The 19780-nt window shown below is 70.4% G+C and carries 18 protein-coding genes and 2 tRNA genes; 6 read left to right on the forward strand and 14 right to left on the reverse strand.

The genetic code is table 11. The features are described 5' to 3' along the window. Positions 1-68: 68 nt before the first annotated feature. From EDD26_RS04815 to dnaA, 14 genes are all read right to left on the reverse strand, one after another. Entirely contained in the window at positions 69-1472 is a 1404-nt protein-coding gene (locus EDD26_RS04815) for a threonine/serine exporter family protein (RefSeq protein WP_170165533.1), read from the reverse strand. 91 nt (positions 1473-1563) lie between these two features. After that, a tRNA-Ala gene (locus EDD26_RS04820) sits at positions 1564-1636 on the reverse strand. Positions 1637-1666: 30 nt separating this feature from the next. Continuing rightward, positions 1667-1743, reverse strand: a tRNA-Ile gene (locus EDD26_RS04825). Between the two features lie 61 nt (positions 1744-1804). Next, positions 1805-2212 (reverse strand): DUF3566 domain-containing protein, encoded by a 408-nt coding sequence (locus EDD26_RS04830; RefSeq protein WP_123696667.1) that lies wholly within the window; start codon positions 2210-2212, stop codon positions 1805-1807. After that, positions 2209-4872, reverse strand: coding sequence for a DNA gyrase subunit A (gene gyrA, locus EDD26_RS04835; protein ID WP_123696668.1), 2664 nt, complete (start codon positions 4870-4872; stop codon positions 2209-2211). The genes EDD26_RS04830 and gyrA overlap by 4 nt, the downstream gene beginning before the upstream one ends. 122 nt (positions 4873-4994) lie before the next feature. Beyond that, positions 4995-7022 (reverse strand): DNA topoisomerase (ATP-hydrolyzing) subunit B, encoded by a 2028-nt coding sequence (gyrB, locus tag EDD26_RS04840; RefSeq protein WP_123696669.1) that lies wholly within the window; start codon positions 7020-7022, stop codon positions 4995-4997. Positions 7023-7278: 256 nt separating this feature from the next. Continuing rightward, on the reverse strand, positions 7279-8181 hold the full coding sequence (locus EDD26_RS04845) for an NAD(P)-dependent oxidoreductase (protein WP_123696670.1): 903 nt from the start codon (positions 8179-8181) through the stop codon (positions 7279-7281). A 36-nt stretch (positions 8182-8217) separates the two neighbouring features. After that, complete coding sequence (locus tag EDD26_RS04850) at positions 8218-9621, reverse strand: four-carbon acid sugar kinase family protein (RefSeq protein ID WP_123696671.1); 1404 nt, start codon at positions 9619-9621, stop codon at positions 8218-8220. Between the two features lie 104 nt (positions 9622-9725). After that, on the reverse strand, positions 9726-10424 hold the full coding sequence (locus EDD26_RS04855; RefSeq protein WP_123696672.1) for a FadR/GntR family transcriptional regulator: 699 nt from the start codon (positions 10422-10424) through the stop codon (positions 9726-9728). Between the two features lie 39 nt (positions 10425-10463). Further along, entirely contained in the window at positions 10464-10958 is a 495-nt protein-coding gene (locus tag EDD26_RS04860) for a DciA family protein (RefSeq protein WP_170165534.1), read from the reverse strand. Then, positions 10951-12045, reverse strand: coding sequence for a DNA replication/repair protein RecF (recF, locus tag EDD26_RS04865; RefSeq protein ID WP_123696674.1), 1095 nt, complete (start codon positions 12043-12045; stop codon positions 10951-10953). The genes EDD26_RS04860 and recF overlap by 8 nt, the downstream gene beginning before the upstream one ends. Then, on the reverse strand, positions 12046-12930 hold the full coding sequence (gene gnd, locus EDD26_RS04870; RefSeq protein ID WP_123696675.1) for a phosphogluconate dehydrogenase (NAD(+)-dependent, decarboxylating): 885 nt from the start codon (positions 12928-12930) through the stop codon (positions 12046-12048). It lies immediately after the preceding gene. A gap of 20 nt (positions 12931-12950) precedes the next feature. After that, the gene (dnaN, locus tag EDD26_RS04875) at positions 12951-14093 is read right to left on the reverse strand and encodes a DNA polymerase III subunit beta (protein ID WP_123696676.1); all 1143 of its coding nucleotides are present in this window, start codon (positions 14091-14093) and stop codon (positions 12951-12953) included. Between the two features lie 642 nt (positions 14094-14735). Continuing rightward, positions 14736-16142 (reverse strand): chromosomal replication initiator protein DnaA, encoded by a 1407-nt coding sequence (gene dnaA / locus EDD26_RS04880; RefSeq protein ID WP_123696677.1) that lies wholly within the window; start codon positions 16140-16142, stop codon positions 14736-14738. 330 nt (positions 16143-16472) lie between these two features. On the opposite strand from dnaA, the gene rpmH reads away from it, so the two are divergent. From rpmH to rsmG, 6 genes are read left to right on the forward strand one after another with little or no spacing between them, the layout of a single operon-like run. Further along, positions 16473-16610 carry a 50S ribosomal protein L34 gene (rpmH, locus tag EDD26_RS04885; RefSeq protein WP_071299798.1) on the forward strand — a complete coding sequence of 46 codons (138 nt, stop codon included), beginning with the start codon at positions 16473-16475 and terminating at the stop codon, positions 16608-16610. 8 nt (positions 16611-16618) lie between these two features. Then, positions 16619-16945, forward strand: coding sequence for a ribonuclease P protein component (gene rnpA, locus EDD26_RS04890; protein ID WP_123696678.1), 327 nt, complete (start codon positions 16619-16621; stop codon positions 16943-16945). Continuing rightward, the gene (yidD, locus tag EDD26_RS04895; protein ID WP_123696679.1) at positions 16942-17244 is read left to right on the forward strand and encodes a membrane protein insertion efficiency factor YidD; all 303 of its coding nucleotides are present in this window, start codon (positions 16942-16944) and stop codon (positions 17242-17244) included. Before rnpA ends, yidD begins: the two co-directional genes overlap by 4 nt. Before the next feature lie 4 nt (positions 17245-17248). Further along, a complete protein-coding gene (gene yidC, locus EDD26_RS04900) occupies positions 17249-18211 on the forward strand; it encodes a membrane protein insertase YidC (RefSeq protein ID WP_123696680.1) in 963 nt (320 codons plus the stop codon). A 2-nt stretch (positions 18212-18213) separates the two neighbouring features. Then, positions 18214-18702, forward strand: coding sequence for a Jag family protein (locus EDD26_RS04905; protein WP_123696681.1), 489 nt, complete (start codon positions 18214-18216; stop codon positions 18700-18702). Positions 18703-18706: 4 nt separating this feature from the next. Further along, entirely contained in the window at positions 18707-19357 is a 651-nt protein-coding gene (rsmG, locus tag EDD26_RS04910; protein WP_123696682.1) for a 16S rRNA (guanine(527)-N(7))-methyltransferase RsmG, read from the forward strand. Positions 19358-19780: the final 423 nt, after the last annotated feature.

Consider the following 19780-nt stretch of genomic DNA (forward strand, 5'->3'; position numbering starts at 1 on the left):
CGCCGGATGGACGCATCGCGACCCATCAACGGTAGTAGGAATCTGCTGTGGATGCGATTCGAGCGCGCTCAACGCGCCCGGCCGCGGCCCCGCACGACGCTCTGCACGGTGTCGCGGAAGGGTGCCCCGAGGAACAGCCCGAGCGACGCCCCGGAGGCCAGCGCGATGCCGACCGCGGCGGCGCCGACGAGCGTCGCGCCGCCCAGCACGAGGCTCCCGGCGCTGCCGTCGGACTCCACGAGCTCGAGCAGTCCGCGGAAGACGGCGTAGCCGGGCACGAGCGGCACGATGGCCGCCGTGGTGACCGCGATCGACGGCACGTGGAGCCGGTGGGCCACCACGATGCCGATGAAGCTCGCGAGCAGCGCGCCGAGCCCGCTCGCCACCGCGACGTCGAGCCCCGCGGCGATCCCGGCGCTGTAGCCGATCCACGCGATGCCGCCGAGCAGGGCGCTCACGACCGTCGCGCGCAGCCCCGCGCCGTTCATGAGCGCGACGGCGACCGCGATGATGACGGCGCCGGCGAGCTGCAGCGGCAGCGGACCGAGCGCGGGCGCCTCGCTCGTGACGACGAAGCCCGCGCCGAGCGAGCTCGCGAACGACAGGCCGCCGATGATGCCGATCACCACGCCGAGCGTCAGCATCACGAGGTCGAGGATGCGTCCGCCGGCGGTGAGCGCGAAGCCGTCGATCGCGTCCTGGGCAGCGCCCACGACCGACAGCCCGGCGAGCATGAGCACGATGCCGGCGGCGACGATGATCGACGGCCGCACGCCGTCGAGGAGCGGCACCCCCATGCTCGAGAGCGCGCCGGTGGCCGCGGCCGCAGCGGTGACCACGAGGGCGCCGACGATCTGCGAGAAGAAGTAGGGCACGCGCAGGCGCGCCATGCCCCGCTGCGCCATCGCGGCGGCGCACGACGCCATGAAGGCGATCGCGGCGATCACCCAGGACGCCCCGAACAGCACGCAGACGCCCACCGCGAGCATGCCCTGCGCGAGCACGACGAACGTGGGCCGGTAGAGGAAGGGCGTGCGGCGGATCTCGTGGAACCGCGCGCGGGCCTGCTCGAGCGCGATGCCCCCCTCGATCTCGGCGACGAGCGCCTGCAGCCGCTGGAGCTTCGCGTGGTCGGGCACCGGCGCGCGGACCACCCGGATGAGCGTGATCGGCAGGTCGTCGTGGTTGCGGTGGTACGAGACGCCGATGGAGTTGTAGGTGATGTCGACGTGCACTGGCCGGATGCCGAGCGCGGCCGCGACGCGCGTCGTTGCGAGGGTCGCATCGTTGGCGGACGCGCCCACCGTCGTGAGGGCCTCGGCGATGCGCATCGCGAGGTCGATCACCTTGCGCGCGTGCACGTCGTCGATCGTGAGGAGCGCCTCCGTCATCGGGCGCTGCGCGGGGTCCGTGCGGATCGCGCTCACCAGCCGCCGGCGCCAGTCCCTGCGCCCGTCCATCCGCCCGTCCATCGACTCCATCCTGGCATCCGCCCGGAGCGCGACCGGGTCGGCCGACTGCCCCTGGCAACACGAAAGCCCCACCGGAGGGTGGGGCTGGGTGTGGAGCCTGGGAGAATCGAACTCCCGACATCCTGCTTGCAAAGCAGGCGCTCTACCAACTGAGCTAAGGCCCCGTGGCACCTGCGTGCCGTGGGAGTTGTGCGTGGTGGGGCTACCTGGACTCGAACCAGGGACCTCTTCGTTATCAGCGAAGCGCTCTAACCGCCTGAGCTATAGCCCCGAGCACAAGCATCGACTCTACCACGAAGTCCGGGCTGTGCTGCACCCGGCCCCGCGCCGGCTCACTGGTTGGCGAAGCCGACCTGGAGGCCGCCGGTGATGCGCACCGACATGTTGTAGAGCGCCGCGATGACGGCGCCGAGCACCGTGATGACGACGAAGTTCAGCACCGCGACGAGCAGCGTGAACATCATCACCTGCGGCAGCGAGATGATCGACGTGATCGCGAAGTCCGGCTGCGCCAGGATGTCGCGCAGCACCTCGTCGAGCTTGCCGAACAGGCCGACGACCTGCAGCAGCGTCCACATCACGAACGTGACCACGAGCTGCACGATGCCGAGCACGAGGCCCAGCACCGCCGAGACCTTCATGGCAGACCAGAAGTCGATGTGCACGAGTCGCAGGCGCACCTGCTTGCTCGAGCCGCTGCGGCGAGGCGTCTTGCTCTGCAGCTTCTCGGCGATGCTCATTCGTCGGTCTCCTCGGTGGCGTCGGCGTCGGCCTCTGCGGCCTCGGGCGCGACCGCGTCCGTGGCGTCAACGATAGCGCCATCGGTCTCCGAGACCGCGGCAGCCTCGTCGGTGAGCGCCGCCTCGGCGGGATCCTCGACGTGGGCGGCCTCGTCGACGAGCGCCTCCTCCTCGACCTCGCGCTCGATGTTGCGGGCGATCGAGATCACGAGGTCGGTGGTCGACTTCTCGGCGAACTGCACGCCCATCGTCGTGCGGCCGGTCGCGCGCACCTCGTCGACGTGCGAGCGGATGACCTTGCCGGAGGCGCGGATGAGCAGCAGCTCCTCGCCGTCGCCGACGATCGTGGCGCCCACGAGCGCACCGCGGTCGTGGTCCCCGGACGAGAAGGTGAGCACGCCCTGCGTGCCGCGGCCCTTCGACGGGTAGTCGGCGACCGGCGTCTTCTTGCCGAAGCCCTGCTCGGTGACGACGAACACGTAGCCCTCGTCGCCGATCACCATGGCCGCGAGCGCCTGGTCGCCGTCCCGGAGGCGGATGCCGCGCACGCCGCCGGTGTTGCGGCCCATCGGCCGCAGGGCCTCGTCGGTCGCCGCGAAGCGCGCCGCGCGCCCCGACTTCGTCACCACGAGGATCTCGTCGGACGCATCCGCGAGCATCGCCGAGATGAGCCGGTCGCCCTCGGCGAGGTTCACGGCGATGATGCCGCCGGTGCGGTTCGTGTCGTACAGCTCGAGGCGGGTCTTCTTCACCTGGCCGTCGCGCGTCGCGAGCACGAGGTACTCGGCCTGCGCGTAGTCGCGCAGCGTCAGCACCGTCTGCACCTGCTCGTCCGGCTGGAACGCCAGCAGGTTCGCGACGTGCTGGCCCTTCGCATCGCGACCGGCCTCGACCACCTCGTACGCCTTCATGCGGTAGACGCGGCCGAGGTTCGTGAAGAACAGCATCCAGTCGTGCGTGGAGTTCACGCTGAAGTGCTCGACCACGTCGTCGCTGCGCAGCTGTGCGCCGCGCACGCCCTTGCCGCCGCGGTGCTGCGCGCGGTACTGGTCGATGCGGGTGCGCTTGATGTAGCCGCCGTTCGTGAGGCTCACGACGACCTGCTCCTCGGGGATCAGGTCTTCCATCGAGACGTCGCCGCCGTAGCCGTGCATGATCTCGGTGCGCCGGTCGTCGCCGTGCTTGTCGACGATCTCGGTGAGCTCCTCGACGATGATGCGGCGCTGCCGCACCGGGCTCGCGATGATCTCCTTGTAGTCGGCGATGCGCACGGTGAGCTCCTCGGCCTCGTCGTGCACCTTCTGCCGCTCGAGCGCCGCCAGCCGGCGCAGCTGCATCTCGAGGATCGCGCTCGCCTGCTCGGTGTCGATGTCGAGCAGCTCCATGAGCCCGTCGCGCGCCGCCTCGGTCGTGGGCGAGCGGCGGATGAGCGCGATCACCTCGTCGAGCGCGTCGAGCGCCTTGAGGTAGGCCTCGAGGATGTGCATGCGCGCCTCGGCCTTGGCGAGGCGGAACTGCGTGCGCCGCACGATGACCTCGACCTGGTGGTCGGCCCAGTGCGTGATGAAGCCGTCGATCGAGAGCGTGCGGGGCACGCCGTCGACGATCGCCAGCATGTTCGCGCCGAAGTTCTCCTGCAGCTGCGTGTGCTTGTAGAGGTTGTTCAGCACGACCTTCGCGACCGCGTCGCGCTTGAGCGTGATGACGAGGCGCTGGCCGGTGCGGCCGGAGGTCTGGTCCTCGAGGTTGGCGATGCCGTGCAGCTTGCCGTCCTTCACGAGGTCGGCGATGCGCACCGCGAGGCGGTCCGGGTTCACCTGGTACGGCAGCTCGGTGACCACGAGCGCGGTGCGGCCCTGGATCTCCTCGACCGTGACGACGCCGCGCATCGTGATCGAGCCGCGGCCCGTCCGGTAGGCCTCCTGGATGCCCTTGGTGCCGAGGATCTGCGCACCGGTCGGGAAGTCGGGGCCGTGGATGCGCTGCAGCAGCGCCGCCTGCAGCTCCTCCTTCGACGCATCCGGGTGCTCGAGGTGCCAGATCGCGCCGTCGGCGACCTCGCGCAGGTTGTGCGGCGGGATGTTCGTCGCCATGCCGACCGCGATGCCGACCGAGCCGTTGACGAGCAGGTTCGGGAAGCGCGCCGGCAGCACGGCGGGCTCCTGCGTGCGCCCGTCGTAGTTGTCCTGGAAGTCGACGGTGTCCTCGTCGATGTCGCGCACCATCTCCATGGCGAGCTGCGACATCTTCGTCTCGGTGTACCGGGGGGCGGCGGCCTCGTCGTCGCCGGCGGAGCCGAAGTTGCCCTGCCCGAGCGCGAGCGGGTAGCGCAGGCTCCACGGCTGCACGAGGCGCACGAGCGCGTCGTAGATGGCCGTGTCGCCGTGCGGGTGGAACTGGCCCATGACGTCGCCCACCACGCGCGAGCACTTCGAGAACGCCTTGTCGGGGCGGTAGCCGCCGTCGTACATCGCGTAGATCACGCGACGGTGCACCGGCTTCATGCCGTCGCGCACCTCGGGCAGCGCGCGGCCGACGATGACGCTCATCGCGTAGTCGAGGTACGACCGCTGCATCTCGAGCTGCAGGTCGACCTGCTCGATCGCGCCGTGATCGGGCGCGTCGCGGTCGAAGGGCTCGGGGGGTGTGGTGTCAGTCATGGGGTCTCGTGTTCTTCGCTTGCGTGCGGATGCGTTCGGGTGCGTTGGGCGTGCACGTCACGTGGTCTCGATACGCGCGGCTTCGCCGTGCTACTCGACCTGCCCGCGACGCGCGGCAGCTCTTAGATATCCAGGAACCGCACGTCGCGGGCATTCTTCTGGATGAAGGTGCGTCGCGCGTCGACGTCCTCGCCCATGAGGGTCGAGAACATCGAGTCGGCCACCGCGGCGTCGTCCATCGTGACCTGCTTGAGGGTGCGGGTCTTCGGGTCCATGGTCGTCTCCCACAGCTCCGAGTAGTTCATCTCGCCGAGGCCCTTGTAGCGCTGCACGCCGTTGTCCTTGGGGATGCGCTTGCCGGAGGCCGAGCCGCTCGCGAGCATCGCGTCGCGCTCCCGGTCGCTGTAGGCGTACTCGTGGTCGGCGTTCGTCCACTTCAGCTTGAACAGCGGCGGCGCCGCGAGGTAGACGTAGCCCTTGTCGATGAGCGGCCGCATGTAGCGGAACAGCAGCGTCAGCAGCAGCGTCGTGATGTGCTGGCCGTCGACGTCGGCATCGGCCATGAGCACGATCTTGTGGTAGCGGGCCTTGTCGGGGTCGAAGTCCTCGCCGAGGCCGGCGCCGAACGCCGTGATCATCGACTGGATCTCGGCGTTGCCGAGCGCGCGGTCGAGCCGCGCCTTCTCGACGTTGAGCACCTTGCCGCGCAGCGGCAGGATCGCCTGGCGGTAGGGGTCGCGCCCCTGCACCGCGGAGCCGCCTGCCGAGTTGCCCTCGACGAGGAAGATCTCCGAGATGGTCGGGTCCTTCGACTGGCAGTCCTTGAGCTTGCCGGGCATGCCGCTCGACTCGAGCAGCCCCTTGCGCCGCGTCTGCTCGCGGGCCTTGCGGGCGGCGAGGCGCGCCATGCCCGCCTGGATCGCCTTGCGGACGATCTCCTTGGCCGAGGCGGGGTTCGACTCGAACCAGTGCCCGAGCTGCTCGCCCGTCACGCGCTGGACGAACGACTTCGCCTCGGTGTTGCCGAGCTTCGTCTTCGTCTGCCCCTCGAACTGCGGCTCGCCGAGCTTGACCGAGACGATCGCCGTGAGGCCCTCGCGCACGTCCTCGCCCGTGAGGTTCTCGTCCTTCTCCTTGAGCTGGTTCGTCTGCCGCGCGTAGCGGTTGACGAGCGTGGTGAGCGCCGCGCGGAAGCCCTCCTCGTGCGTGCCGCCCTCATGCGTGTTGATCGTGTTCGCGTAGGTGTAGACGGCCTCCTGGTAGGACCCGGTCCACTGCATCGCGATCTCGACCGAGATGCGGCGCTCCTTGTCCTCCGACTCGAAGTCGATGATCTCGGGGTGCACCGGCTCGGACTTCTTCGACTCGTTGAGGTAGGCGACGTAGTCCTTGAGGCCCTGCTCGTAGAGGAACTCGTCGGCGCGCTGGACCGGCGCGGCGCTGTCGTCGCCGTCGGGCTGGATGAGCGCCTCCGGGCGCAGGTCCTCGAGCGCGATGCGCAGCCCCTTGTTGAGGAAGGCCATCTGCTGGAAGCGCTTCGCGAGCGTCTCGTAGTCGAACTCGACCGTCTCGAAGATCTCGGTGCTCGGCCAGAACGTCAGCGTCGTGCCGGTGGTGTCGGCGTCCTCGCCGGTCACGAGCGGGCCGACGGGCACGCCGACGGCGAACGCCTGCCGGTGCACGCTGCCCTGGCGGCGGATCTCGACCTCGAGCTTCGACGAGAGCGCGTTCACGACCGAGGAGCCGACGCCGTGCAGGCCGCCGGAGACCGCGTACCCGCCGCCGCCGAACTTGCCGCCGGCGTGGAGCACGGTGAGCACGACCTCGACGGTCGACTTGGAGGGGTCGCTCGAGTGCGGGTCGACCGGGATGCCTCGGCCGTTGTCGGCGACGCGGACGCCGCCGTCGGGCAGGATCGTCACCTCGATGTTGTCGCAGTGCCCTGCGAGCGCCTCGTCGACGGCGTTGTCGACGATCTCGTAGACGAGGTGGTGCAGGCCGCGGGGGCCGGTCGAGCCGATGTACATGCCCGGGCGCTTGCGCACCGCCTCGAGACCCTCGAGGATCTGGATCTGGTCGGCGCCGTAGTCGCCCTGCTCGGGCTGCTTCGCCCTCTGGTCGTCGGGCTGTGCGTCCTGCTCGTTCGCCATCGTTCCTGCGTCCGCCTTCCGCGCGGCCACCGGGGGCTGCGCAACCCTCCGATTCTACCCCGGAACGGCGGTCGGCGCTGCGATGAACGCGCCTCTGCGGGACGATCTCCGAGCCGGAGGCCAGAACACACCGCCGAAGTCGCGTTCTGAGGCGCTGGAGGCCTCCACCGGGCTCCTCGGGCACGATCACGTCGGAGGACGATCCCCCGCTCGGAACCGGGTCGGCCGCGCGGCTCGGTCGCGAGCCGGTCGCGCGTCACGCCCGGGAGGGGCTCCGACGGGTCGGCGCGACGACTCGGATGACGGCGGAGTCGTCCAGCTCGCCGAGGCCCTGCGCCTCCCCCAGGAGGAACAACTGCTCGGCCGCGGCGGCCACCGGCACGGCCAGGTGGGCCTTGCGCGCGGCGTCGCCGACGATGCCGAGGTCCTTCACGAAGATGTCGAGCCGGCTGAGCACCTCGGCGCCGCCATCGTCGTAGGCCTGCAGCGAACGCGGGCCGCGATTGCCGAGCATGAACGAGCCGGCGGCACCGGCGCTGAGCGCCTCGAGCGTGCGCTCCCGATCGAGCCCGAGGGCATCGGCGAGCGCGAGCGCCTCGGCGGCCGCGGCGATGTGCACGCCGCACAGCAGCTGGTTGACCGTCTTGAGCGCCTGGCCGTCGCCCGGCTCGTCGCCCACGACCGAGAGCGTCGACGACAGCTGCTCGAGCACGGGCCTCGCCGTGTCGAGCGCTGCGGGCGCCGCACCGACGACGATGAGCAGGTCTCCCTCGCCGGCCCGCACGGGTCCGCCGGAGAGCGGCGCGTCGACGAGGGCGGCGCCGAGCGACGTGAGCCGCGCAGCCAGCTCGGCGATGCCGTCCGTGCCGACCGTGCTCGTGAGGATGACGACCGATCCCTCGGCCAGGTGCTCGGCGAGGCCCTCGTCGCCGAAGAGCAGGTCGCGGAGCTGCTCGCCCGTGCGCACCGCGACGATGACCGCCTCGGCACCCTCGACCGCCTCGGCCGCCGACGCCGCGGGCGCGACGCCGTGCTGCGCCGCCAGGTCGAGCCGGGCCTCGGCGATGTCGAAGCCCCGCACGTCGAACCGCTCGGCGAGGCGGGTCGCCATGGGCAGCCCCATGGCGCCGAGCCCGATCACTGCGACGGTGGTGGTCATGCTGCGCCTCTCGAGCGGGGTGGTGGTCGGCACGGCTCAGCCGGCGAGCGTGCGCACGACGAGCGCGAGCGACGAGCGCTCGCCGACGTTGCCGGCGAAGACGACGTAGGGGATGCCGACGGCGGGCCCAACCTGCGGCTGCCACAGCGAGACGATGCCGGGCAGCATCGGGCCGACCACCTCGGCGCGGCGGATCTGCAGCGCCTCCGAGGCGACGTCGCTCGAGGTGATGCCGCCCTTCGCGATGACGAAGCGCGGGGGCGCCGCCTCGAGCACCCGGGCGACGAGCTCGACGAGCCCCGACGACACGCGTCGGGCGATGTCGAGGCTCTCGGCGCCGTCGCGGCCCGTGACGAGCTCGCGGCTCGTGTGCACGATGACGGTGCCTGCGGCGATCGCGTGCGCGACCGCATCCGCGCGCTCCGTCAGGTGCGCCTCGCGGCGCTCGTCGATGAGCGAGCGCACGTCGAGCTCGATCGTCACGGTGTCGGGGCGGTCGGCGCGGAGCGCCTCGAGCTGCGCGGTCGTGAGCGGCACGTGGCTGCCGACGACCACGAGGCCGCCGCGCTCGTGGACCATCTCGATGCGGTCGGCGGTGACGGGCGCGGCGATCTCCTGGCCGATGTGGGCGCGCAGGTAGGGCGGGCCGATGCGGAGGAGCGTCGTGACGCCCTCCTTGTCGAGGGCGTGGAGCGCGAGCGCGACCTGGCGCATGTCGTGCTCGTCGACGGCGTCGACCGCGACGACCGTGCCGGCCGGCAGCGCCCGGAGGAAGTCGGTGACCGCAGCGGTGCCGGCGCGGATCACGCCGAGCGTCAGGGCGGCGACGTCATCGCGGCGGATGCGCCCGCCGGTCTTCTCCTCCACCCAGTCGCGCAGGTCGGACGAGGCGTAGCCGAACGTCGCGTCGGCCGCGAAGGCGGTCTCCCCCACCGGCGTCGCCTCGCCGTCGACCACCCAGTAGTGGACGGCGTCGACGGTGATGCGGCCCGCATCCGGGAACGCGGGCACAAGCATGGTGAGGTGCGGGGCGGCACCCGCGTGCTCGGCAGCGGCGGCGCTCAGCACAGCGGTCTCGAGCGGGAAGTGGCCGCGGAGCGTCGAGTCGCTGCGGCTGACGAAGGACACGCGCTTGCCCGCGCGGGCCGCTGCGGCGACCGCGACCGCCACCACCTCGCGGTTGCGCGCGGCGGCATCGTCCTCGCCGAGCGAGCGCGTGTTCGTCAGCACGTAGACGGCGGGGGCGGACTGCGCGAGCGCCCAGTCGAGGTCCTCGGCCTCCCAGCGGGTGAGCACCGGGAGCCCGGCGACGGACTGCGTGCCGGTCGGGTCGTCGTCGAGGACGACGAAGACGAGGTCGTCGCTGCGCGCGGCGGCCACATCGGCCGCTGCGACCTCGATCGGTGCCGGCGCGGTGGCCAGCAGCTCGCTCAGCTGCACGAGAACTCCCTTGTTCGCGGGGACCACGGCGCGAGGCGGTGCGCGCGGTCGGATCAGATATCAGACATCTTCGAGCGGTGTGCGCCGGATGTCAAGACGCGGTCTCAGTCGAGGACGAGGGCGATGAGGTCGTCGCGCGTCTGCATCATGTGCGTCCACATGGCATCCCTCGCCGCGACCGGCACGCCCGCGCGGATGGCCTCGAGCAGCTTGCCGTGCTGGGCGATGGCATGCTCGCGGATCTCGGCCACCGCGCTCGTCTCCCCGCGGGTCTCCGCGAGCATCGAGGTGAGCGGCAGCATCGCCGCGATGAGGATGCGGTTCTCGGCCGCGTGCAGGATCGTCTCGTGGAACTCGAGGTCGGCCGCGACGAACGCGTCGACCTCGTCCGCCTCGTGGTGCGCGACCATCCGCTGCAGCGACGACTCGAGCGCGTCGAGGTGCTCGGCCGTGCGGCGCTCGGCGGCGAGCTGCGCCGCGCCGGTCTCGATCATCACCCGCACCTCGAGCAGCTCGAGCGATGACCGCCGGCGCTGCCCGGCGCTGCGGGCGTGGCGCACCACCGCATCCATGCCGGTCCACTCCGAGACCGGGGCGATGCGATGCCGGCTGCCGGGCACCTGCACGATGACACCCTGGGCCTGCAGCAGGCGCACGGCCTCGCGCAGCGTGAGGCGCGAGACGCCGAACTCCGTGGCGAGCTGGCCCTCGGGCGGCAGCTGCTCGCCCGCGGTCAGCGTCCCGTCGATGATGGCGTCGAGCAGCTGGTCGACGGCGTCATGGGTGCGCGAAGGCCTGGGCATCGCTCCTCCTCGAGCTCGGATGTCTGACACCTTATCCGGCTAGCCCCAGGTGTCTCGCGGCCCCCGCCCGGGCACGGAGCGGCGGCCCCTCGAGAAGCTCGGCACGCTCGGCCCCACGAACTCGACGCGCTGCAGGCCGCAGTCCGGGAAGCGGGCGAGGATGCGGGTCGTCGTCTCGGCGCGCAGGATCCGCATCTGCTGCGTCCAGGCCGTCGAGGCGCAGCGCACGGTGAGCACGCCCTCGTCGAACGACACCGGCTCGGTGCGATCCGCGTTCTCCTCCCCCACGAGCTCGCCCCAGTGGGCGATCACGTCGGCGCGTGCGAGCGTCGCGGTCCAGCCCCGGTCGTCGGCGAAGCCGACGAGCACGTCGCCGAGCGCGCGCGGGTCGCGACCCTTGCCGAACGGCACGGATGCGCCGGGCTCGCGGCGGGAGCGCCGGCGGCCGTCGCGCGTGACCATCTCGGGGTCGCCGAGCTTGGCCTTGAGCCGCAGCCAGACCCGCTCCGGCTCGGTCGCCGCGAGCTCACGCATCGTCGACCACCTCGCCGCCGACGATCCGGATGCGGTGGTCGCGCAGCGCATCCGGCACGTCGTCCTCGACGGCCGCGGTGATGAGCACCTGCTCGAAGCCTCCCGCCGCTTCCGCCAGCCGCTGCCGGCGACCGGCGTCGAGCTCGGCGAACACGTCGTCGAGGATCATCACCGGGTCGCCGCCCGACCCGTCGCGCAGCAGCTCCGCGGAGGCGAGCTTGAGCGCGAGGGCGAACGACCAGGACTCCCCGTGGCTCGCGTAGTGCCGTGCGAGCAGGTCGTTGAGGTGCAGCTCGAGGTCGTCGCGGTGCGGCCCGACGAGGCTCACGCCGCGGTCGAGCTCGTCGCGCCGGCGCTCGGCGAGCAGCGCGCGGAAGGCATCCGCGTCGTCCGGCACGTTCGTGACGAGGGCGATCCTCGCCGCGTGCTCATCCCCCGCGACCAGCCGGTATGACGCATCGACGTGCGGCGCGAGGTCGGCGACGAGCGCGCGGCGGGTGCGCGTGACCTCGAGCCCCAGCTCGATGAGCCTGCCGTCCCACACCTCGAGCGTGGTGAGGTCGTCGGGGCGCAGCCGTGCGGCACGGGCGCTCTTCAGCAGGGAGTTGCGCTGCTTCAGCACGCGGTCGAGGTCGCTGTGGACGCCCGCGAGCCGCGGCGCGCGCATCACCGCGAGCTCGTCGAGGAACCGCCGCCGGCCAGAGGGGTCGGCGCGCACGAGCTGCAGGTCCTCGGGGCTGAAGAGCACCGCCTGCAGGTAGCGAGGCAGGTCGCGGATGCGCACGTTCTGCCCGTTCGCCTGCGCGCGGTTGGCGCCGCGCGCGTTGAGCTCGACGTCGAGCTGGAAGGCTCGCTCGTCGTTCGTGACCGAGCAGCGCACGATCGCGCGCTGCTCCCCCGCACGGATGAGCGCGACGTCGGTCGGCACCCGGTGGCTCGAGCCGGTCGCGATCCACACGAGCGACTCGACCATGTTGGTCTTGCCCTGGCCGTTGCGCCCGACCAGCAGGTTCGCGCCGGACTCGAACACGACGTCCGCCGCCCGATAGTTGCGGAAGTCGGTCAGCGCGAGTCGGCTGACGCGCACCTAGGCCTTCTTGACCGCGTGGCCGCCGAACTGGTTGCGCAGCGCGGCCACGGCCTTCATGGCCGGGCTGTCGTCCTGGCGCGACTCGAAGCGGGCGAAGAGCGACGCCGAGATCGCGGGCATCGGCACCGCGTTGGCGATCGCCTCCTCCACGGTCCAGCGTCCCTCGCCGGAGTCGTCGACGTAGCCCTCGATCTCGGACAGGTCGTCGTCCTCGTCGAGCGCGCGCACCATGAGGTCGAGCAGCCAGGAGCGCACGACGGTGCCGCGCTGCCAGGCCTTGAAGCTGCCGGCGACGTCGTGCACGAGCTCCTTGCGCTCGAGCAGCTCGAAGCCCTCGGCGTACGCCTGCATGAGGCCGTACTCGATGCCGTTGTGCACCATCTTCACGTAGTGGCCTGCGCCCGTCGGGCCGGCGTGCACGTAGCCCTCCTCGCGCGGTCCCTCGGGGCGCAGCGCGTCGAAGACCGGCAGCAGCGAGTCGACGTCGGCCTTCTCTCCGCCGACCATGAGGCCGTAGCCGTTCTCGAGGCCCCAGACGCCGCCGGAGACGCCGACGTCGACGAAGCGGATGCCCCGCTCGCCGAGCTGGGCGGCGTGCCGCTCGTCCTCGGTGAAGCGGGAGTTGCCGCCGTCGATCACCAGGTCGCCCGCCTCGAGCTTCTCGCCGAGCTCGGTGACCACGGCATCCGTGATCTCGCCGGCGGGCACCATCACCCACACGACGCGCGGCGTCGGCAGGGCGGCGATGAGCGCGTCGACGCTCTCGACGTCGGTGACCTCGGGGTTGCGGTCGAAGCCGGTCACCTCGATGCCGGCGGCGCGCAGGCGGGTGCGCATGTTGCCGCCCATCTTGCCGAGCCCGATCAGGCCGATGTGCGTCATGGTGCTCCCTCGCCGGTTCGCTAGCGCAGCAGCAGGTTGGGCTGCAGCAGGTACTTGAAGTCGGTGGCCTCGGCGTCGTCGCGCGAGGTCTGGCCGCGGATGAGCATCGGGCCCGGCTTGTTCGTGTTCTCGGAGTGCGTGAACGCGACGCGCACGAACTCCGAGTGGGTCGCCTGGATGCCGTCGATGAGCAGCTGCGGCTTGATCGAGAGCACGATCTCGCCGCCCTCGAGCACGGCGTCGATGATCTCGGAGGCCTGCGCCTGCTCGGAGCCGATCGCCTCGAGCTGCGCCTGGCCGTCGCTGAAGGTGTAGCGGATGGCGGCCTCGGCGTCGAGCACGAGCTGCACGCGCCGGGTGGCGTCGACGAGCTCCGCCGTGTTCACGACGGCGTGGTGCTCGACCTGCTCCGGGAACAGGCGGCGCACCGGCGGGTAGTTGCCCTTGATGAGCAGGCTCGTCACGGTGCGGTCGGCGGTCGAGAACGCGATCTGCTGGCGCTCGCCGGCCTCGCTCATCGTGATCTCGATGCGGTCGGCGCCGCCGAACGTGCGGCCGACCTCGGTGAGGGTGCGAGCCGGCACGAGCGACGTGAGCGCATCGGTCTGGTCGCCGGCGTCCCACGGGATGCTGCGCACCGAGACGCGGTAGCGGTCGGTGGCGATGAGCGTGAGCACGTTGTCGGCGGCCTCGAGCTGCACGCCCGTGATGACCGGCGTGACGTCCTCGCGCGATGCCGAGATCGCGACCTGCGCGATGGCCTCGGCGAAGGCCTTGCCCTCGACGACGCCGGTGCGGCCCTCGACGGTCGGCACGGTCGGGTACTCCTCGAGCGGCATCTTCGCGAGCGAGAAGTTGGCGTTGCCGCAGCGGATCGAGACCTTCTGGCCGTCGTCCTCGATGCGGACCTCGCGCTGCGGCAGCTTCGCCGCGATGTCGCTCATCATCTTGCCGGAGACGAGCACCACGCCCTCGGTGTCGACATCCGCCTGCACCGAGGTGCGGGCCGAGGACTCGAAGTCGAAGGACGAGAAGACGACGCCGTCGGGCGTGGCCTCGATGCGGACACCGCTGAGGATCGGCATCGTGGGCCGCTGCGGCAGCAGCTTCACGGCGAACGACACGGCGTCGCTGAAGACATCACGATTGATGACGAACTTCACTCGGCATCCTCCTTCGGTTGCTCGTGGCCCTGCTGGGCAGAGGCCGCACGGCAGGGCGTGCACGGCGGTGTCGATTCTGGCACAGGCTCGTCATCCGCAGACCGCGGTCCCGCACCGGTCCGACGCTCATGGTTGGTGACTCGCCGGATCTCATCTCAAGAACTCTGTCATTCATAACCCCTGTGGGTTCTGTGGATCGCTCACCTCCTCGCCGGTCCTGGATTGGGAACTACAACGTTGGAAGATGTTGAGCCGCTGTTGACGGGCGTCCACAGATCGGTGGACTCGGAGGCGGCGCCTCGGGCCGCCGTCCACAGCTCGAGGCCTGGTTCTCCACAGGCTCGCCGTGGCCGTCCACACCCGAACCACATGAAGTGCACGTTGAGGGTTGCGTGCGGAGCGCGCAAGGAGGAACGACTTCTGCGTGCAGCACGCAAGGTCGAGTAGCAGCCGGCGAAGCCGGCCGCGTACCGAGACCTCACCGCTGAACCGTGCTCGAGCAGCCACAGCGGACAGCGCTCCCCGCGGTCGACGGAAGAGATCTCGATGCGCGCGGCCTCCGGCCGTGCTCCTCGATCAGCATGTGGGGCCGAGCCCGACGGGTCTCGATACGCGGCCGGGAAGCCGGCTGCTACTCGACCGTCAACGTTGCTGCTGCCGGATCCTCGACGTGAGCTCCGTCACCTGCGTGTAGACCGACCGGCGCTCCTGGATGAGCTTCTCGATCTTCTTGTTCGCGTACATGACGGTGGTGTGATCGCGGTTGCCGAACAGCTGCCCGATCTTCGGCAGCGACATGCTCGTCATCTCGCGGCACAGGTACATGGCGATCTGCCGCGCGAGCGCGATGGTCTGCGACCGGGATGAGCCGTGCAGATCCTCGACGGTGAGCCGGAAGTAGGCCGCCGTGTGGCTGATGATGTCGCTCGGCGACACCACCGCCTCCTCGTCGAAGGAGAAGAGGTCCTTGAGCACCGTCTGCGCGAGGTCCATCGTGACCGGCAGGCGGTTGAGGCTCGCGAACGCGGTGACCCGGATGAGCGTGCCCTCGAGCTCGCGGATGTTCGACTGCACCTTGTCGGCGATGACCGACAGCACCTCCGGCGGGATCTGGATCCGCTCGGCCTCGGCCTTCTTGCGGAGGATCGCGATGCGGGTCTCGAGGTCGGGAGCGGTGACATCGGTGATGAGGCCCCACTCGAAGCGGCTCACCATGCGGGCCTCGAAGCCCTGCAGCAGCTTCGGCGCCACGTCGGAGGTGATGACCACCTGCTTGTTGTGGTCGTGCAGCGTGTTGAAGGTGTGGAAGAACGCCTCCTGCGTCGACTCCTTGCCGCGCAGGAACTGGATGTCGTCGATGAGCAGCACGTCGACCTCGCGGTAGCGCTGCTGGAACGACTGGTTCAGGTTGTTGGCGATCGAGTTGATGAAGTCGTTCGTGAACTCCTCGCTCGACACGTACCGCACCCGGATGCCCGGGTACATGCCCTCGGCGTAGTGGCCGATCGCGTGGAGGAGGTGCGTCTTGCCGAGGCCCGAGTCACCGTAGATGAAGAGCGGGTTGTACGCCTTGGCCGGCGTCTCGGCGACGGCGAGCGCTGCCGCGTGCGCGAACCGGTTCGAGCCGCCGATGACGAAGTTGTCGAAGACGTACTTCGGGTTGAGCCGCGAGTCGACGCGCCGGGACGACTGCTCGGACGGCTCGCGCTCGAACGACGGGATCGGCGAGACGACGGGCTCGGCGGTGGGATCGTCGATGACGTCCGGCAGCGGCTCCTCGCGCTCGAGCTCGAGGTTGACGACGATCTTGAACGACGCGATGTCCACAGCGTTGTCCACAAGCGAATCGGTGATCGGCACGCGCAGCCGCTGCTCGAGCATGTCGCGCGTGAGGTCGTTCGGCACCTCGAGGTACAGCACCGAGCCCATGACGCCCTGCGGCTCCACGAGGTCCAAGAATCCGCGCAACGACGGGGGAATCCGGGCATCGCCCTCGAGTGTCGTCAGCACGGAGGACCAGAGCTGTCCGGTTCGGGTGTCCGGGGCCATCAGGATGCGGTTCCTCTTCTGGTGCTGTGGAGGGTCGGTGCTTTCCACACCATTATCCACAGGTGATGGGGTGTGCCGTCCACGCCGTGCACTGCTCCCCGGGCACCTGCCGCGGCGCGGATCCCCAGAGTCTGCACGCATAGCGCACAGGGTGCAAGTCCTCGCGTCATGACCTCGGCGTGGCGTGCAGCGGGGGTGGGCGTCGTTGACCGAGGGCCAGGACTCGCGTATGGTTGTCAGGTTGCCGCGCCCGTCGTGCGGCGCATCGTCGAGCCTCGCGGCTCGACCAGACGACTTCCGGCGATCGAGCCGGACCACGGGAGATCCACCATGAGCAAGCGTACGTTCCAGCCGAACAACCGCCGCCGCGCCAAGAAGCACGGCTTCCGCCTCCGCATGCGCACGCGTGCCGGCCGCGCCATCCTCGCTGCGCGCCGCGCCAAGGGCCGCACCGAGCTCTCCGCGTAGCCCACGAGGTGCTCGCGAAGGCGAACCGGATCATGCGCGGCGACGACTTCCGTCGCATCGTGCGCACCGGTCGCCGCGCGGGCGGCCCCCTCGCGGTGGTGCACCGCGCGAAGCCCGAAGCGGCAGTCAGCCGCTTCGGGTTCATCGTGTCCAAGCAGGTCGGCAACGCCGTGGTCCGCAACCGCGTGAAGCGGCGGCTCAGCGAGATCGTCCGAGCAGAGCTCGACGGCATCGAGACCGCCGACATCGTGATCCGCGCACTCCCCCCGGCGGGCGAGGCTGACTTCGCTACACTGAGGGCCGGCATTGCGCCGCTGCTGGTGCGTCGGTCATGAGTCGGAGCCTGCTGAGGCTGTGGCTGCTCCCTCGCAACATCTGCGTCGCGATCCTCGTCGCCTACCGCGCGGTGGTCTCACCGCTCTACGGCGACGTGTGCCGCTACTACCCCAGCTGCTCGAGCTACACCCTCCAGGCCATCCAGCAGCACGGGGTGGTGCGCGGCATCTGGTTGGGCGCTCGGCGCATCATCCGCTGCCATCCCTGGGCGGCCGGCGGAGTGGACGACATCCCAGAGCCGCACGCGCGGCTCGCAACGACTCGAGCGGGGTTCGTCCTCGCTCGCAAGGAGCAGTGACAGCTTGGACATCTTCGCCCTGCTGATGTGGCCCATCAAGTGGGTCATCGAGGCGATCCTGGTCGGATTCCACTGGATCGTCACCGCCCTCGGCGGCGACCCGGGCTCGGGACTGACGTGGGTGCTCTCGATCGTCGGCCTCGTGCTCGTCATCCGCAGCGCGATGATCCCGCTCACCGTGCGCCAGATCGTCTCGTCGCGCAAGTCGCTCGAGATCCAGCCTGAGATCCAGCGCATCCAGAAGAAGTACAAGGGCAAGAAGGACCAGTTCTCCCGCGAGGCGATGCAGCGCGAGACCATGGAGGCCTACCGGAAGGCGGGCACGAACCCCTTCGCCTCGTGCCTCCCGCTGCTGATCCAGATGCCGATCTTCCTCGGCCTGGTGCAGGTGCTGACCGACGCGAACAACCGCCGTCCGGGTGTCGGCCTGCTGACCCAGGACCTGGCGATCAAGTTCAGCGAGTCGACGCTGTTCGGCATCGTGCCGCTGCACAAGACGATGCAGGCGGGCTTCACCGAGGGCAACGTCCCGGTGATCATCACCGCGGTCATCCTGACGCTCATCATGTGCGCGACGCAGTTCTACACGCAGCTGCAGATCATGACGAAGAACCAGACGCCGGCGATGAAGGAGTCGCCGATGTACCGGCAGCAGCGGATCCTGCTGTACATCATCCCGGTCTTCCTGCTCATCTCGGCCTGGCTCTTCCCGCTCGGCACGATGTTCTACTGGCTCGTCTCGAACATCTACACGCTCGTGCAGCAGCTCATCATCATCAACAAGCTGCCCACGCCCGGCTCCGAGGCCGCGCTCGCGCGCGAGGCGCGCATGGCGCGCAAGCGGCAGCGGATGGGTCTGCCGGCCGTCGACGAGGCCGAGCCGACCGAGACGCAGGCGCAGATCGACCTCAGGACGCAGCGCGCACAGCCGCGCGGCAAGAAGCCGAAGTCGCAGCGAGAGGGCTGAGCATGACGGAGCAGGAGTCGACCGTCGAGGTCGAGGCGCAGGGCCAGCTGGACGAGGGCGAGATCGCCGCGGACTACGTCGAGGGACTGCTCGACATCGCGGACCTCGACGGCGACATCGAGATCGAGCAGACCGAGATGCGCACGACGATCGTCGTGGGTGAGGCCGGCGACGACCTCGGTGGCCTCGCGAAGCCCGACGTCGTGGCCGCGCTGCAGGAGCTGACGCGCCTCGCGGTGCAGCAGCAGACCGGTGAGTTCTCGCGGCTCGTGCTCGACGTCGCGGGGTCGCGCGACGCCCGCGCGGAGGAGCTGCAGGCGATGGTCGACGCCGCAGCAGCGAGGCTGGAGGCTGGGGAGCCCCGCGTGGCCCTCGAGCCGATGTCGTCGTACGAGCGCAAGCTGGTGCACGACCTGGTGCGGGAGCTCGGGCTGACGAGCGACTCCGAGGGTGAGGGCGCTGCGCGCCACATCGTCGTCCTGCCCGCCTGAACCCGTGGCGGACACCGCTCCCCCGGTGCTCGAGGACGAGCCCGCCGCCGCCGCCCAGCTGTTCGGCGACCGGATCGAGCTGGCGCGATCGTTCACCGCGTCGCTCGCGGCGAAGGGCGAGCTGCTCGGCTTGATCGGACCCCGCGAGCTCCCGCAGCTTTGGAGTCGACACATCCTCAATTCTGCGTTGCTGGCTCCGCTGCTCGAGGGCCGGGTCGGCGATGTGGGCTCTGGGGCGGGACTGCCAGGCCTCGTGCTGGCGATCGCCCGGCCGGACGTGCACCTGACGCTGATCGAGCCGATGGAGCGCCGCACCGACTGGCTGCAGGCGGAGGTCGACCGGATGGGCCTCGACAACGTGGCGGTGCTGCGCGCTCGAGCCGAGGAGGTGCCAGGCTCGGGGGCGCTCCTCCCCCTCGACCAGGTCACGGCTCGAGCGGTCTCGGCCCTGCGCACGCTCATCCCGCTGACCGCGCCCCTGGTGCGGAGCGGTGGCACGCTGCTGCTCATGAAGGGCGGACGTGCCGCGGAGGAGATCGACGCGGCGCAGAAGGTGATCCGGAAGCATCGCCTGGAGGACGTCGAGGTGCTGGAGCTGGGCGCCGACGCCGGTCTGGAGCCGACGCGCGTCGTCCGAGCGCTCGTAGATCCCTGAAGGTCGTCGCGCATCGCCACACCCCCCCGCCGATCCCGGCGGGGGTGTCTCTTTGCCCTCACGATGTGCCGGTCGAGCGTCGCTCGCGGCGCCGGACGCGGATTAGGGGTGCATCCGCCGGCACAGCCGGATGTTTCACGTGGAACATCTGCCGTGAGTTCGGTTGCGTCGTCGCAGTGCGCTGCGGACAGTACACGAACCGGGCGGGAGAGAACGGGCAGGCCCGTCCAGCAACCCGCGCAGGAGCTGCTCCATCGACCCGAGGGTCTGCGGCCCCGCTGCCTCTCCTGCTGGCCGTTGACGCGCTCCAGCACCGGCGACGGCTCTGCATGTTCCACGTGAAACATCTGGGAGCGTGAAGCCGCTGGCGTGCACGCGGCACCTCCGCAGCGTGGCGTCGTACCGCCGCCGGTACAGCGGGCG

The sequence above is a fragment of the Agrococcus jenensis genome (assembly GCF_003752465.1).
GTDB lineage: Bacteria > Actinomycetota > Actinomycetes > Actinomycetales > Microbacteriaceae > Agrococcus > Agrococcus jenensis.